Here is a 13,852-nt window from a genome sequence, read left to right as displayed (position 1 = left end):
ATGCCCTTGCCGCCATTGGCGTGCCTATCGCACCTTTCAACCAGCATTCCTTTTTCGGCTTTATGTAAGTGAACGCGACGCAGCTCTTTTCAGAGCTGGCTCGGTTTGTCTGAACAGTTTCGGGCGTTTCGCTAAGTGGATTTCCACCTCGATTATGCCGCCACCATCATTGGTGCCAGCGCGTTGAAGTAGGCCTGATCCGGCGTCCTCCGGTCAAGGGATGAATGTGGGCGTCGGCTATTGTAAAAGGTCAGATAGCGGCGGATGCCAGCGCGGGCCTCGGACACTGTTTTATAGGCGTGGAGGTAGACTTCCTCGTATTTGATCGAACGCCAGAGCCGCTCGACGAAGACGTTGTCCCGCCACGCACCCTTGCCATCCATCGAGATGGCAATCTCAGCCTTTTTCAGCACCGCCGTGAAGTCGACGGAGGTAAACTGCGAGCCCTGATCGGTGTTGAAGATGTCCGGCTTTCCGTAGCGGGCAAGCGCTTCCTCGACCGCTTCGATACAGAAGGCTGCTTCCATCGTGATCGACAGCCGCCACGACAAAACCCTCCGACTGAACCAGTCGACGACCGCGCAAAGATAGACGAAGCCCCGCGCCATGGGGATGTAGGTCAGGTCCATCGCCCAGACCTGGTTGGGGCGGGTGACCGCCAGCTTGCGGAGCTGCCACGGCTGAAGCCGAGAAGCTTCGCCTGGCGCACGACGGATAGCTTATGCTCGCGGTCGATCATTTCTTTCCGCTCAGCAATCCCGCCTTGCCGAGCGCTCCGGCTAAAAAATCATTCTCCAGCGTCAGCTCCCCGATCTTGGCGTGCAGCGTTTTGACATCGACGGTTGGACCCGCCGGTTCCGCCTTCGCTTCATCGCCGAAAACGCCTGTCGCTCCCTCAAGGAGCTGGTCTTTCCACTGCTTGATCTGGTTGGCGTGCACGTCGAACTGCTGGGACAGTTCCACCAGCGTCTGCTCGCCTCGAATGGCGGCGAGCGCCACTTTTGCCTTGAAAGCCGGGCTATGGTTCCGGCGCGGTCGTCTCGTCATGGTATCTCCTGTTCCTGGCATCTAAGCCGAAGTCAGGCAGAAATTCCACTTATCCCCGCTGTGCAGATTTCCCGAGCCACCTCTGTCTTGCCGGAGTTTCGCTCGACCTTTGTTCCTCGCAGCGCCGCATAAAGACTGGTGAGGCGTTGCTGGCCGTCGAGCACAAATGAGACGGTTTCCCCGTCCTTCGGCTCTGGCAGAGGCGTGTTGCCGAGATCGCGGACGCTGCGCAAGCGGTCTTTCGTCGACCAGAAGATGAAGGTGCCGACTGGATATCCCTTGAGGACGCTGTCGAGCAGCGCGGCGGACTTTTGCATAGTCCAGACGAAGTCGCGCTGGAATTGCGGAATTTTAACCTGACCGCGCTCGATGTCCGTCAGAAGATTCGTGTAGTTTGAGTGGGTTGGACTCGGCAGTATCATGTAATCGTTGCTCCCCGGCCGGCATGAATTGCATTTTGTCTAGTATCGTTCAACACCCGACGTAATGCGAGCGGCAAAACCGCCTCTCGACACGATCAGGTCAGGGTTGCCAATATAGACGCAGGGGCTGAACGATCGGATTGCGAACTTGAATGCACCCTGGGATAACGCCAAGTGTCCGCCATCGGCCCTGTTCGAGCCGTTCATCGCGAATTTGATGATTCCGCATTCATACCATCAATGTCATAGCGGCATTTTGCGGAATGGCCAGTCGAGCTTCGTCAATGCGCGAGTAAAACGCCGCTTGCACTCGAGACGGCGCCAGCCTACCTAAAATTCTACTGCCAGTGCAAGCTTCGAGAACGCGTTTAAGCGCCGACGCCTGTGAGCAGACCGTTGGATAATAGCAACGTACATTGAGTTGAATTCTCAATAAAGTATGAGTCCCCGGAGCCGGCGTCGAAAATACTTTCTACTTTCCAATCAACTCGTCGCCGAAGGCGTAAGAAATGGAGAGGTTTTCCGTTTGGATACGAACCGTCTCCGAGCTTTCGCTTTATGATACGGTGCATTGTTGTCGAGTAACCCGCGTAGCTAACGTGAGTTTCTAGCCATTCAGCTGCTAGCTCGTTCGAGGTGCTGATTTCAGTAGAGTTAAATTGAGCCTTATGACCATCAGCTAGCCACCAACCATGGATGAAGCCAGCGATATATTGAGGATCGCAGGTGAATGGCAACTCTTTTGACCCCTCCAACTTTCCGATATAATATACACGATCTCCATCCGCGTGAGCCGGGGTAGTAAACTTAAATCCGCCTGCGTCAAGGATAGTATGAATTTCATCACGTACCGAATCCTGCTTGCAGATGCGGATGCTCGCATAAGTTCGGCCTTGTGAAAAATGATTGACGCCGTCAACCCGACGCTTGTGGGCAGTGCCATCCCCAAAAACGAGTCCGTGAACCACTGCTAAGGCGTCACGCTCGATATTTGAGGAAGTGGGCTTCAGAACATCTCCGACATTCAAGCTCAACGTCATAGAACCGTCACGAAGCCTCCACGCGTGGTCAGCACTCGCGATCACTGACTTGCGGTATTTTCCCCCACCACCGCTGTTCTGACGAAATATAATGTTGCGGTGCTTTGTATTATGGCGGAGTCGAAACACTCCAGTATAAGGTAATCCATCGCCGCCGATGATTGTAACACGTTCGTTCAGAGCGCTCTCAATCGCGACTGGACCATACTCCATCGTTAAAATCTTAGTTTTAGAATCTAGGCTCAATTTAATCCTCCGCTGGATTTGCCTGCTTCCACCCGGTCGGTTTATGTGAACAGAGCCGTCATGAAGTCGCACCACCCAACGACGCGGCGTGATTTGATCGCCATTTTTCGCCTCAATTACGCGGCCGTGAAGCGACCCAGTTCTCGATGTCCGAGATGGGGTACGCAACACGAGTTGAACTCAAGTGAACTCCTTTAGGAAAGTCATTCCGCTGCTGAAGACGCCAGATCGTCGTGCGGGACAAAGAGGTTGCACTGCAGACTTGTCGAATGGTCATTAGATTGTTCATTTATTTCTCCAAAAGTTGCAGGTTTAACGGTGCTAGAGACTGATTGAGCGGGATTCAGGCGGCATTGTTGGGATCAGTCGCTGAACAGAACCCGGTCATGATGAAATCTTCCCACGCAGCCATAATTCGACGGCGAGGTTCTAGCGAGTTCCCACGGCGGTAGGCGCGTTCGATCTCGCTGCCGATGGAGTGAGCCAAGCAGGCCTCTGCATGTTCCCGGGAGAAGTCAGTCGTTTCCCCACACCAATCCCTGAAACTCGAGCGGAATCCATGGACAGTATAACCTTGGACAAGGCCGTGCAAAACTTTCGCAAGTGTCATGTCCGAAAGCGGCGAATCTTCACGAGAACCAGGAAACACGAAATTGCAGTGTCGTATCTACTGCATCTTTTGGATGATTTCGACGGAGCTCTTTGAAAGCGGCACAATATGTTCCTTCGCGGCTTTCATGCGATGAGCTGGGATCACCCATATACGTTTCTCGAGATCGATCTCGTCCCAAGTTGCACCTCGAATTTCTCCGGAACGGGCAGCTGTCAATATAAGAAACTGAAGGGCCGCGGATGATATCGTTTCAATTGAAGTCAGTCGCTTCCAAAAATCGGGCAACCTGTGGAGGGGCAACGCCGCGTGATGTCCGCGTTGAAGCTTTTGGCGCTTTGGCAAAAGAAGTTGGAGGTGGCCATGCCAAGCAGCAGGATTTTCACCCGTACGAAACCCATGAACCTTCGCAGCATTCAGTACCCGCTCGATCCGTCCCCTAAGACGTGAGGCAGTCTCAGCCTTCTTGGTCCAAACGGGGCGAAGAATAGACAAAACATCATCGGTTGTGATGGCATCGAGCCGCTTTTGCCAGATCGGCTTGCAGTATGTTTGCAACGTCGAACGCCATTGAGCGCGGTCCTTATTACAGCGAAAGCCCTCTTCGATCTGAAGGACGAGGTCCATTGCAAAACTGCCGAAATCCGGAATGGCGCCTTCCTTTGCATCATCCTCTTGTAGCTTCATGCAGGCGCGTGCGCCGGGATTTTGACCGCACAAGATCTTGGCCATCATGTCGTCACGTTGCTTCCGCGCTTTGGCCAATGAAAAATGATGCTCAGCGGCGCCATACGGACCGATCGTCCATTCACGCTGCTTCTTGTTGACCGTAACTTTCAGGATGAAGCTCTTCGATCCCTTAGCCCGGACCCGAAGATAGAGGTTGCCCCCATCAGGATAATTTCCAGCTTTCTTGAGAGACTGAATACGTTTGTCGGTAAGTTGATTTATTGGCATCCTGTTCTCCTGCGAACCCACTTCGGGCCCACTTTGGGGGTGGAACAACAGGTAATGTGGTGAGTCTCAATGCAACGCTCAAGTGATTTAACATGTTGATTTTGAAGCACTTTTCATCGTTCTGAAACGCCTTGGAGAAGGTGCTATTCGGACACCCTCTCCGCCAATGCCGTTCGCCTCTGCATGAAAGAATACAACCTATAGCGGTACTCCTTTGAGCGGCGATCATGCAGCAGTCGCTAGTCCGGCTGGCGAATATTTTAGCTTGAGAATGGTCAGCGCAAGGTCTGGAGAATGTTGGTAGATTCGCTTGAAATCTTCGTCTGTAAACCCTCTATAGGAGTGCGTGACGTGTTCATCAAAAATCCGCCGGAGGTCTGGACGCACGCGAGATAGGGCCCAGCCAAGTAGACCAGCCTTAAAGTACAGGAAAAGGTGATAGTATTTATCGCGGAATACTTTGTTTCTTTCAAATATAGATTCCGTTTCCCTAAGCGCTTCGAAGATCGCAATGCGACGTTCGTCGTATACGTTGGTGTGCTGGTCGCTTCCAGCTATGAGGCTGTGGATCGTAAGCTTCCTGTTGACTGCCAGGAAGCGTCCCGCATGCATGAAAGCTGCCCAATGAGGCAGGATATCTTCATTTATTCGAGCGGTTGAGAAACGCAAATTGACGCGCCTTATAAAGGACGTTCTAAAAATCTTATTCCAAGGATAGTTCACCATCAATAGGAAGTTGGGTGCCTTATCCAGCTCAACGATAGCCAACTCTTGGCCACCAAGAGCGTCTTGCCACGTGCCTTCAGCACCAATCCCGCCCTCTTCCAGGACCGCTCCTCTGTTTCTCAAGATGAAGTAGTTGAACACAGCGAAGTCAACGTCGGCGCGATCCATCAGTGAAGTAAGTATGTCGACAGCGCCATTGACCAGCGTGTCATCAGCGTCGTGAAACATGCAGTATTCGCTGTCTATGCTCATTAGCGCCCGATTGCGAGCCACGCCAGGACCCGTATTTGCCTCGTTACGCAAGAGCCTTATGTTGCTGTGGCGGGACATGTACTGCTCGACAACGGAGCAGGTATCATCCGAGGAGGCGTCGTCGATGACCACGATATCCATATCGGACTTGTTCTTGAGGACACTGTCGAGCGCATTGCCGATGTCCTGTGCTGCATTATACGCCGGAATAATAATAGATATCTTTGCCATGAAGCAATGTCCCCGCATTTATGCAGCCAACCTTTGGTCGGTAGCTAGGCCCGTCAACTTGTCCGGAGCTTACTACCTGACAAATGGTAATTAATCAGGGCCCCCGTCAACTTTCAGTGAAGCATTGCGTGACCTGAGACCCAATCTCCCTCCAGTGTTCGGGGATTAGAGCAGTCCTCTCAAACCGCCCCTCGTCGCCATTTCATCTCCGCATGTCGTTGTCGCGGCAGTCGAATGGGGATGACGGTGGTCTGCTGGCGGGGTTAAGGTGCGTTGTCTCGCTCGCCTGATCTTTTCGAGGAGGAAGAGGTCGGGGGAATGCGGCGGAACTGCCGTTTCCGGCGAGCAGCTGTGGCTTTCAGTTTAACCCAGAGGAGGAATGGGCATGAGCAGGAACAGAGGTGTCGTGTATTTGCGGCCGGGCAAGGTCGAGGTGAGGGATATCGACGACGCCAAGCTTGAGGCGCCGGATGGACGCCGGATCGAGCATGGCGTTATCCTGAAAGTGATTTCGACCAATATCTGCGGGTCAGACCAGCATATGGTGCGCGGGCGCACGACAGCCTTGCCGGGGCTCGTGCTTGGCCACGAAATCACGGGCGAGGTCATCGAAAAGGGCGTCGATGTCGAGATGCTCGAGATCGGCGATATCGTTTCCGTGCCCTTCAACGTCGCCTGTGGCCGCTGCCGTTGCTGCAAGTCGCAGGATACCGGCGTCTGCCTCACCGTCAATCCATCGCGCGCCGGCGGCGCCTATGGTTATGTCGACATGGGGGGCTGGATCGGCGGCCAGGCCCGTTACGTCACTGTTCCCTATGCGGATTTCAATCTTTTGAAATTCCCGGATCGCGACCGGGCGATGTCGAAGATCCGCGATCTGACGATGCTGTCGGATATCCTGCCGACTGGTTTTCATGGGGCGGTCAAGGCAGGCGTCGGGGTCGGGTCGACGGTCTATGTCGCGGGCGCTGGTCCTGTCGGTCTTGCGGCTGCGGCGTCAGCGCGCATTCTCGGTGCAGCGGTCGTGATGATCGGTGATTTCAACAAGGATCGTCTTGCCCATGCCGCCAAGGTGGGCTTCGAGCCGATCGATCTGTCAAAAAGCGACCGGCTCGGGGACATGATCGCCGAAGTGGTTGGCACCGACGAGGTCGATAGCGCCATCGATGCTGTCGGTTTCGAAGCCCGCGGACATTCGGGTGGCGAACAGCCGGCTATCGTCTTGAACCAGATGATGGAGATCACCCGCGCGGCGGGCTCGATCGGCATTCCCGGCCTTTATGTGACGGAAGATCCCGGTGCGGTGGATGACGCTGCCAAAAAGGGTAGTCTGTCGCTTCGGCTGGGTCTCGGCTGGGCGAAGGCCCAGTCCTTCCACACAGGGCAGACGCCGGTTTTGAAATACAATCGTCAGCTCATGCAAGCCATCCTTCACGACCGGCTGCCGATCGCCGACATCGTCAACGCGAAGATCATCTCGCTTGATGAGGCAGCGCAAGGCTATGAAAGCTTCGACCAAGGGGCCGCGGTCAAATACGTGCTGGATCCTCATGGAGACCTGACGAAAGCCGCGTGATCTCACCGGCCGAGTGCAGCCCGCTACCCTTGTCCGGCGCCATATTGGGTGCCGGACAAGGCAGATTTGCCTAACGCTACCAAGTCCTCACGCCACATGGTTCCAGAAGCCACGCTTGTTTGCGTGCAGGCGCTTTAGCGCTGCGACATAGGCCGCGTGGGATATGAGCGTGCCGGGATCGAGGATATGGGGCGCGAGGGCTTGGGCTGTGCCGAGGTGCCGGGCTGCGTGCTTGTAGCGGCTGGCTTTTCCATGATCGAGCGAGAAGTCGATCATGCTGCGCAGGATCAGGGTTGCGGCGAGCGGATGATGGGGGGCGAGCATCTCGGCAGCTGATGTCATCAGTTCGTAGAGATCGCCATTCAGTTCTGCCGTCCTGGTTGTCACGAGTCGTGCTGCCTGGGTGACTGCCGGCCAGCGCAGGAAGAAGGCGAGGGCCTGTTGAACATCCGGGGAAGTCTGGGCATAGGCAAACGCTCTTTCCTCGGCGTCCATATCGTCGAAGTCCGGCAGGCGTTTCAAGAATGCGCGCAGGTGAATGTCGCTGAGCGACTGTTCGAACCATCGCCAGCGATCGGCCTGGGCTTCCTCGGTGCGTCCCAGGGTTTCCAGCGTCTCGGCGCGGGCGAGCTGCCATTCGATCTCGCGGTCTGGCGAACCGGTTATTTCGGCGCCATCGAGCGCCTGCAGCGCTTCTTCGGCGCGCCCTGCGGAGAGGAGACGGCGAGCTATTTCGGCAGCGATTGCCGGTATCCGTCGGGTTTTCTCCGGCTGTTCGCCAATGTAGGCATCCACATCTCCTGTGGCATCGGCGATTGCCTGAAGCGCGATACGCACTGTCGTCTCATCATGCCGGTCGTGCCTCGGTGAGGTGGTGCCGATGCTTTCCCGGGCGCTTTCGTCGGGCTCGTTCAACCACTGCACAAGCAGCGATTTCAGGCGGTCGAGGCCTTGAGTGCCGAGGGCCGGGGCCATGGCTGGAATGAACGGGTCGAATTGGCCGTGGCCATTGTTCTGAACCGCCGCCAGAACCCTGTCGGCAAGAATATCGGGGTCGATGCCTGATCCGCTGGCGATGATGCCAGCATCGCTGCAGGCTTGATGGAAACTTGCAAGCAGCGCGCCGCTCGCATCGTCCGTTCTGTCGAAGATCGGCTCACCGAGGGCAAGGAACTGCCAGATCAGCTCGAAGCCTTCGCCCGGATCGTCCGGTGCCACGGTCTCGACGATCGTCTTGCGCTGGGTTTCCAGGTCGGCCTTCGTCGATTTTACCCGACGCCAGCTGATGAATGTCCGGGCGCGCGCGATGCTTCCGAGCCGCTTGCGAACTTCGCGCGCCACTTCTTCACTGCTGTGGCTGCCGGCCAGTTCCATGCGAAGCTTGCGCTTGTTTGCGGCGCTGCCCATGCTGATCTCGATCAGCAACTCGGCAAGCCGTTGCGAGCCGAGCGCTTCCAGGTTCTTCGCGTTGAGGGTCGTCTTCGTGGCCATGGGTATGTCGATGCGGTCTTGCGTGAGGTGTCGCGAGCGACAGTTCAGAACCGGACCGGGATTTGCAAGTGTTTCGGCCCGGATTTCGCGATCGGCTTGCGGCCGAGCGCTGTCGAGGACCTTTCACCCTAACGGAATCATTGGTAGAGGGTCGCCATGAACGCGCTTTCAGATGCCGCTCCGATCTATAACCCGCCGCAAGATCCCTATCTTTCGCTGCTGCATCGCGATGCGCATCTGCTTGTGTTCAACAAGCCGAGCGGCCTGCTTTCGGTGCCCGGGCGGCATCCGGCGCTCTCGGACAGTCTCCTGACGCGGGTCCAGAAAGACTATCCGCAAGCGCTGATCGTGCACCGTCTGGACAAGGATACATCCGGTGTCGTGGTGATGTCGCTCAACCGGCGGGGGCATGCGCTTGTCGCAGCGCAGTTTGAAGGGCGCACCACGCGGAAATCCTATGTGGCCGAGGTCTGGGGAAGGCTTGAGGAGGCGGAAGGCTTGGTCGACCTGCCGTTGGCGATCGATCCTGACAACAAGCCGCGCCACCGCGTCGATCCTGAGCACGGCAAGCCCGCCCAGACGCGCTGGCAGGTGATGGGATACGGCGAGAACAGGACGCGGCTTCGGCTGTTTCCGCTGACGGGACGCACCCATCAGCTGCGTGTGCATATGAAAGCGCTGGGTCACGTTATCCTCGGCGACGAGTTCTATGCGGATGGCGATGCGCTTCTGGCTGCGAACCGTTTGCTTCTGCATGCCGAAGAACTAAGCTTCCGCCATCCTGACGGTTCGGACGTCACGTTCACCGCTCCAACGCCCTTCTGAGATCGGACATTGGCACAAAACCTCGAGAAAACGCTGCTGATCGTCGATTTTGTCGGCGGCGCAGTCGGCCACCGTTTCCGCTCCGGCGAGGGTCGCAAACAGGACCTGCCGAAGGCTGTCGGGTTTTCGAGCGGCACGATCCCTGATGTCGTCGATGCGACGGCGGGCCTCGGCCGGGATGCGTTTCTGCTGGCATCGCTCGGCGCGCGGGTCACGCTGATCGAGCGATCCGAGACGATGCATGAGCTACTTCTGGAAGGGCTCGAACGGGCGCGGGCGGAAGGCGGGCGGCATGCGGAGACGGTCTCCCGGATGACGCTGGTGCACGGGGATTCCTGTGTTCTCCTTCCGCAGATGAAGCCGCAGGTGATCCTGATCGATCCCATGCATCCGCCACGCGACAAAACGGCTCTCGTCAAGAAAGAGATGCGGCTGATCCGGGATATCGTCGGGACCGATGCGGATTCCGTACAGCTCATGCAAGTCGCGCTGGAGGCGGCCCAAAACCGGGTCGTGCTGAAATGGCCGTTGCGCGCCGAGCCGATGGCGGGCGTGCGCAAACCGTCCCATCAGATCCTCGGGAAAAGCACGCGCTACGACGTTTTCGTCAAGGCGAAGATCAGCGCTGAGTAGGTGGGTGACGGCACTGCCGTTGTTGCCCTGCGGCGACGATTGCGCATAGTATCCCGCATTCCTTGGGAGTGCCGTGCCGATGTCAGAGAGCGACCAGAAACCCGGGCCGTTTCCGGAAGAGCCCGGAATTCTCGAATTTCTCGATATTTGCGATCGCTTCTATCCCGCTGACGCTGTTGACGCACCGATCGAACAGCAGCGGGACTGGTATGATGCACTCTGCGCCCGTTTCGACCAGCCGCTGCCGCAAGGTCTGACGTTTCGCGACGAGATGCTGGTCGTGCCGATCCGGCGTTACAGACCCGCGACGATCAGCAGCGAAACCGTTCTTCTTTACCTGCATGGCGGCGGGTTCGTCGTCGGGTCGCTGGATAGCCACCACGCGATCTGTGCGGAGATTGCCGATTTCGCGCAGGCGGAACTGGTCTCGGTCGATTACCGGCTTGCACCCGAACATCTCTGGCCGGCCCAGACGGACGATTGTTTCGGTGTGCTGAAGCAGCTTCTAGGCGAGGGGCGAAAGGTCGTGCTGATCGGCGACAGCGCCGGCGGCAATCTTGCGGCGGGGCTCGCGTTACGGGCGCGGGACGAAGGACTGTCGGGGATTGCCGGCCAGGTGCTGATCTATCCAGCGCTCGGCGGCGATCTCGTGTCGGGGTCTTACCGCGAGATGGCCTATGCGCCGGGCCTCACCACGGCCGATGTCGCCTATTACCGGGCAGTCCTCAAAGCGCCAGAGATCGAACCCGTCGCGCATCCGCTTCTAGCCCGCGACCTATCCGGCCTGCCGCCGGCCTATATCACCGTTGCGCATTTCGATCCGTTGCGGGACGATGGTAAGCTCTATGCGCGACGGCTACGAGAGGCGGGCGTCGAGGCGACGTTCCGCGAGGAGCCGCAGATGGTGCATGCCTGGCTGCGTGCCCGCCACATGAGTGCTGGCGCGCGCGGCGGTTTCGCGGCGCTCTGCGAGGCCGTGCGGCAGATGGCGGCGGCTAGCTCTTAGCCTTTGACACCAGAACCGGATCGGCGCGGAATGCACTTGGGAAGATCGCCTTGAGATTATCGATCTTCGGCATGTCGTTATAGACGATATAGGGATAGCTGGGGTTTAGCGTCAGAAAGTCCTGGTGGTATTTCTCGGCCGGATAAAAGGCGGAGAGCCTGGAGATTTCCGTGACGATGGGTGCGGGATACAATTTCGTCGCATCGAGCTGGGCGATATAGGCCTCGGCTACCTTTTTCTGATCGTCGCTGGTGGTGAAGATCGCGGAGCGGTACTGCGTCCCGCGGTCAGGACCCTGGTAGTTCAGCTGGGTCGGATTGTGGGCGACGGAAAAGAAGATCTGCAGTAGCTTACCTGCTTCGGGTCGAAGGTGATCTCCACGGCTTCCGCATGGCCCGATTTGCCCGAGCTTACCGTCTCATAGGTAGCAGTTTTCTGGTCGCCGCCGGAATAGCCGGAAACGGCGTTGCTCACGCCCTTCACATGCTGGAAGACGCCCTGAACGCCCCAGAAGCAGCCGCCGGCGAAGATGGCCTTCTCGACATTGCCCTTCGCGGCTTCGTCGATCGTCGGTGCAGGAATGGCAACGGCGGCCTCCTGCGCACGCAGCGCCGATGCCGGAAACGCCATCACGACGGCGCAAAACATTGCCGCCGCCAGACGATTTGCGAAGACTGCCATGAGAACTCCTCCTGTTCGCATGGACTGTCTCAGGGATACCGGCCCGGCGTCAAATCACATCGGCGTAGGCCGCCAGCCACGGCGGGCGACGCCTACATGTGATCGCGGTGAATGGCCTTCTCGAAGGTCTTTTCAAAGATCTTCTTCTCTCCGTCATAGGCAAGGACCGAAGCGCTGATCAGCCAGTCGGTTGCCGTGCAGGCGAGTTTTGCCGTGGAGACGGTACGGACGGACCACCGGTCGCGCCTCATGTCGCAGGTCCAGACCGAAGTGCCCGTCATCGACAGCGGATCGGTCGGGTCGATCGACCAGGTCTCCTCGCGCAACTGCCGGGTGGAAAGGCCGGTGCCCGGATGTTCGAACAGGCCTGTGTCTTCAGCCACTTCGTAGCGCGTCTGGTTTTCAGCAAGGTCACGGGTGACGCTGCGGCGGGTAGTGGACGGCGCGTGCTCGATATATTTCGGCAGCGGATCCGGGTTCGCCGGCTGCTTCATCTCGAATGTCTGGTGATCGCCGAGAAGCGGCATGGCAAGCCCGAGCGAGGCGATATCGATCGCCACACCGGGATCGACAGGTGGCGGCAGGATCATTGGCCAGTAGGCGGTCGAGAGCGATAGCCGGATTCGGTGACCCTCCCCGAACCGGTAGCCGCAGGCATCGAGATCGAGGCGGATTTCGACCGGCTGGCCGGGAATGAGCGGTTGCGGATCCTCATTGCCGTCGCGATGGGCGAGGTTGATCACGCCGAAGGAGACGCGGGTCGCGGTGCCGTCGGGATGGATATCGACGATCCGGGCGCAAAGATTGGCAAGCTCGGCGTCGGCGCTGAGCGTCAAGGTGATGCTCGGGCGTCCGAGAAAGGTTTTGGCCGTGGCAAGCGGCGCTGTCTGGAAGACCAACGATCCGGCATCGTCGCTGCGCTGGTCACCGGCGAGTTCCGCGTCGGGTTTGAGGGTAAACCATTCGCCGGCCGCCGTTCCGGTGTCGAGCGGTGACTTCAGATAGATCTCGTGCGCCTGTGCATGCGGGATCGGCATCCCCTCCAGCAGCGTACCGAACTGGTCGACATAGAAGCACTCGCTCTCCGGCGCGCTCCAGCGCTGCTTGGAAACCCAGAAGCCCGGATCGACATCGCGCCGTACCGCCGGTTTCGGGCCGTCGAGGATATAGGCGCGAACCTGGGGCAGGGTTTCTATGCCGTTTTCCTCACCCCGCAGCCAGCGGTTCCAGAAGGCGATTGCCTCGCCATGAAAATCGGCGCGCGGTTTCGGCCAGGCGAAATGCGGATATTTGTGCACCCAGGGCCCGAGCAGGGCCTTCGCCTTGTCACCGAGCCCTTCGACGGCCAGCAGCGGCGTGTTGCGATACCCGTCCGCCCAGCCGGCAATGACGAGCGCCGGAATTTCGATAGCCGCATAATCTTCGCAGATGGAGCCGTGTTTCCAGAAGCCATCGCGGCGCTGGTGGGACAGCCATTCCTCCAGGAAGAACGGCTCGTTTTCCATCCGCTCCATCCACATTTCGAGCCAGCGGTCGCCGACGATATCGGGATCCGGCGAGCGCGACTGGTAGGCGAGCATGGTGGCGGCCCAGGAGAGCTGGGCCGACAGGTGGCAGCCATTCTTGTAATGGATGTCGTCATTGTAGCGGTCGGTGGTCGAGGCGATCGAGATCACGGCCTTGAGCGCCGGTGGTCGAAGCGCTGCCACCTGCAGGCAGTTGAAGCCGCCCCAGGAAATGCCCATCATGCCGACGCTGCCGTTCGACCAGGGCTGTTCTGCGATCCAGGCGATCAGCTCGCAGGCATTGGCAAGCTCCAGTTCGGTATATTCGCCGTCAATGACGCCGTCGGATTCCCCGGAGCCGCGAATATCGATGCGAACGCCGGCGATGCCCGCTGCCGCAAACACCGGATAGGTGGATTCGTCGCGCGGGCTGGTTCCATCCCGTTTGCGATAGGGCAGGAATTCGAACACCGCCGGCACCGGATCGGCGTCCGCATTGTCAGGCATCCAGATGCGGGCGGCAAGACGGGTTCCGTCCTTTAGCCTGATCCACTGGTTCTCGATGACGGTGAAGGAACGGTCAGTCATGGTCATGCGCTCTCAA

General features: G+C 58.3%; 11 protein-coding genes and 2 pseudogenes. 4 read left to right on the top strand and 9 right to left on the bottom strand.

Annotated features, from left to right (window positions below; translation table 11 throughout):
• Nucleotides 1–152: 152 nt before the first annotated feature.
• The 6 genes and pseudogenes from ACQY1K_RS16710 to ACQY1K_RS16685 form a co-directional block, all read right to left on the bottom strand.
• A pseudogene (locus ACQY1K_RS16710) lies at nt 153–1,047 on the bottom strand (IS3 family transposase).
• A 32-nt stretch (nt 1,048–1,079) separates the two neighbouring features.
• Nucleotides 1,080–1,469 carry a DUF262 domain-containing protein gene (locus ACQY1K_RS16705; protein WP_430257913.1) on the bottom strand — a complete coding sequence of 130 codons (390 nt, stop codon included), beginning with the start codon at nt 1,467–1,469 and terminating at the stop codon, nt 1,080–1,082.
• Nucleotides 1,470–1,837: 368 nt separating this feature from the next.
• Nucleotides 1,838–2,755 (bottom strand): hypothetical protein, encoded by a 918-nt coding sequence (locus tag ACQY1K_RS16700; RefSeq protein WP_430257912.1) that lies wholly within the window; start codon nt 2,753–2,755, stop codon nt 1,838–1,840.
• A gap of 112 nt (nt 2,756–2,867) precedes the next feature.
• Nucleotides 2,868–3,032, bottom strand: coding sequence for a helix-turn-helix transcriptional regulator (locus ACQY1K_RS16695; protein WP_430259057.1), 165 nt, complete (start codon nt 3,030–3,032; stop codon nt 2,868–2,870).
• A gap of 390 nt (nt 3,033–3,422) precedes the next feature.
• Entirely contained in the window at nt 3,423–4,322 is a 900-nt protein-coding gene (locus ACQY1K_RS16690; RefSeq protein WP_430257911.1) for a tyrosine-type recombinase/integrase, read from the bottom strand.
• Nucleotides 4,323–4,547: 225 nt separating this feature from the next.
• Entirely contained in the window at nt 4,548–5,531 is a 984-nt protein-coding gene (locus tag ACQY1K_RS16685) for a glycosyltransferase family 2 protein (RefSeq protein ID WP_430257910.1), read from the bottom strand.
• Nucleotides 5,532–5,916: 385 nt separating this feature from the next.
• Between ACQY1K_RS16685 and fdhA the strand changes: the two genes are divergently transcribed.
• Nucleotides 5,917–7,107 (top strand): formaldehyde dehydrogenase, glutathione-independent, encoded by a 1,191-nt coding sequence (fdhA, locus tag ACQY1K_RS16680; RefSeq protein ID WP_192078851.1) that lies wholly within the window; start codon nt 5,917–5,919, stop codon nt 7,105–7,107.
• Between the two features lie 87 nt (nt 7,108–7,194).
• Here fdhA and ACQY1K_RS16675 read toward each other — a convergent pair whose 3' ends face one another.
• Nucleotides 7,195–8,598 carry a DUF6880 family protein gene (locus ACQY1K_RS16675; protein WP_430257909.1) on the bottom strand — a complete coding sequence of 468 codons (1,404 nt, stop codon included), beginning with the start codon at nt 8,596–8,598 and terminating at the stop codon, nt 7,195–7,197.
• A gap of 156 nt (nt 8,599–8,754) precedes the next feature.
• On the opposite strand from ACQY1K_RS16675, the gene ACQY1K_RS16670 reads away from it, so the two are divergent.
• The 3 genes from ACQY1K_RS16670 (at nt 8,755) to ACQY1K_RS16660 (ending at nt 11,062) form a co-directional block, all read left to right on the top strand.
• Entirely contained in the window at nt 8,755–9,423 is a 669-nt protein-coding gene (locus ACQY1K_RS16670; RefSeq protein ID WP_430257907.1) for a pseudouridine synthase, read from the top strand.
• Nucleotides 9,424–9,432: 9 nt separating this feature from the next.
• On the top strand, nt 9,433–10,056 hold the full coding sequence (locus tag ACQY1K_RS16665) for a class I SAM-dependent methyltransferase (RefSeq protein WP_430257906.1): 624 nt from the start codon (nt 9,433–9,435) through the stop codon (nt 10,054–10,056).
• 79 nt (nt 10,057–10,135) lie between these two features.
• Nucleotides 10,136–11,062, top strand: a complete 927-nt coding sequence (locus ACQY1K_RS16660) for an alpha/beta hydrolase (protein WP_430257905.1) — start codon at nt 10,136–10,138, stop codon at nt 11,060–11,062.
• On the opposite strand, the pseudogene msrA reads toward ACQY1K_RS16660, so the two are convergent.
• Nucleotides 11,052–11,710: pseudogene (gene msrA, locus ACQY1K_RS16655) on the bottom strand (peptide-methionine (S)-S-oxide reductase MsrA). The gene ACQY1K_RS16660 and the pseudogene msrA sit on opposite strands and share 11 nt — an antisense overlap.
• A 125-nt stretch (nt 11,711–11,835) precedes the next feature.
• Entirely contained in the window at nt 11,836–13,842 is a 2,007-nt protein-coding gene (locus ACQY1K_RS16650; RefSeq protein WP_430257904.1) for a CocE/NonD family hydrolase, read from the bottom strand.
• Between the last annotated feature and the right edge of the window lie 10 nt (nt 13,843–13,852).

It is taken from the genome of Neorhizobium sp. IRS_2294, from assembly GCF_050500145.1.
In the GTDB taxonomy this organism is placed as follows: domain Bacteria; phylum Pseudomonadota; class Alphaproteobacteria; order Rhizobiales; family Rhizobiaceae; genus Neorhizobium; species Neorhizobium soli.
Note: the sequence above shows the minus strand (reverse complement) of the source record. Positions and strands in the feature narration are given on the sequence as shown.

Bases quoted from the DNA above. Each gene is read 5' to 3' on its own strand.
- fdhA (WP_192078851.1), top strand. From the start codon at position 5,917: ATGAGCAGGAACAGAGGTGTCGTGTATTTGCGGCCGGGCAAGGTCGAG.
- ACQY1K_RS16660 (WP_430257905.1), top strand. From the start codon at position 10,136: ATGTCAGAGAGCGACCAGAAACCCGGGCCGTTTCCGGAAGAGCCCGGA.
- ACQY1K_RS16685 (WP_430257910.1), bottom strand. From the start codon at position 5,531: ATGGCAAAGATATCTATTATTATTCCGGCGTATAATGCAGCACAGGAC.
- ACQY1K_RS16695 (WP_430259057.1), bottom strand. From the start codon at position 3,032: ATGACCATTCGACAAGTCTGCAGTGCAACCTCTTTGTCCCGCACGACG.
- ACQY1K_RS16705 (WP_430257913.1), bottom strand. From the start codon at position 1,469: ATGATACTGCCGAGTCCAACCCACTCAAACTACACGAATCTTCTGACG.
- ACQY1K_RS16675 (WP_430257909.1), bottom strand. From the start codon at position 8,598: ATGGCCACGAAGACGACCCTCAACGCGAAGAACCTGGAAGCGCTCGGC.
- ACQY1K_RS16690 (WP_430257911.1), bottom strand. From the start codon at position 4,322: ATGCCAATAAATCAACTTACCGACAAACGTATTCAGTCTCTCAAGAAA.
- ACQY1K_RS16670 (WP_430257907.1), top strand. From the start codon at position 8,755: ATGAACGCGCTTTCAGATGCCGCTCCGATCTATAACCCGCCGCAAGAT.
- ACQY1K_RS16650 (WP_430257904.1), bottom strand. From the start codon at position 13,842: ATGACCATGACTGACCGTTCCTTCACCGTCATCGAGAACCAGTGGATC.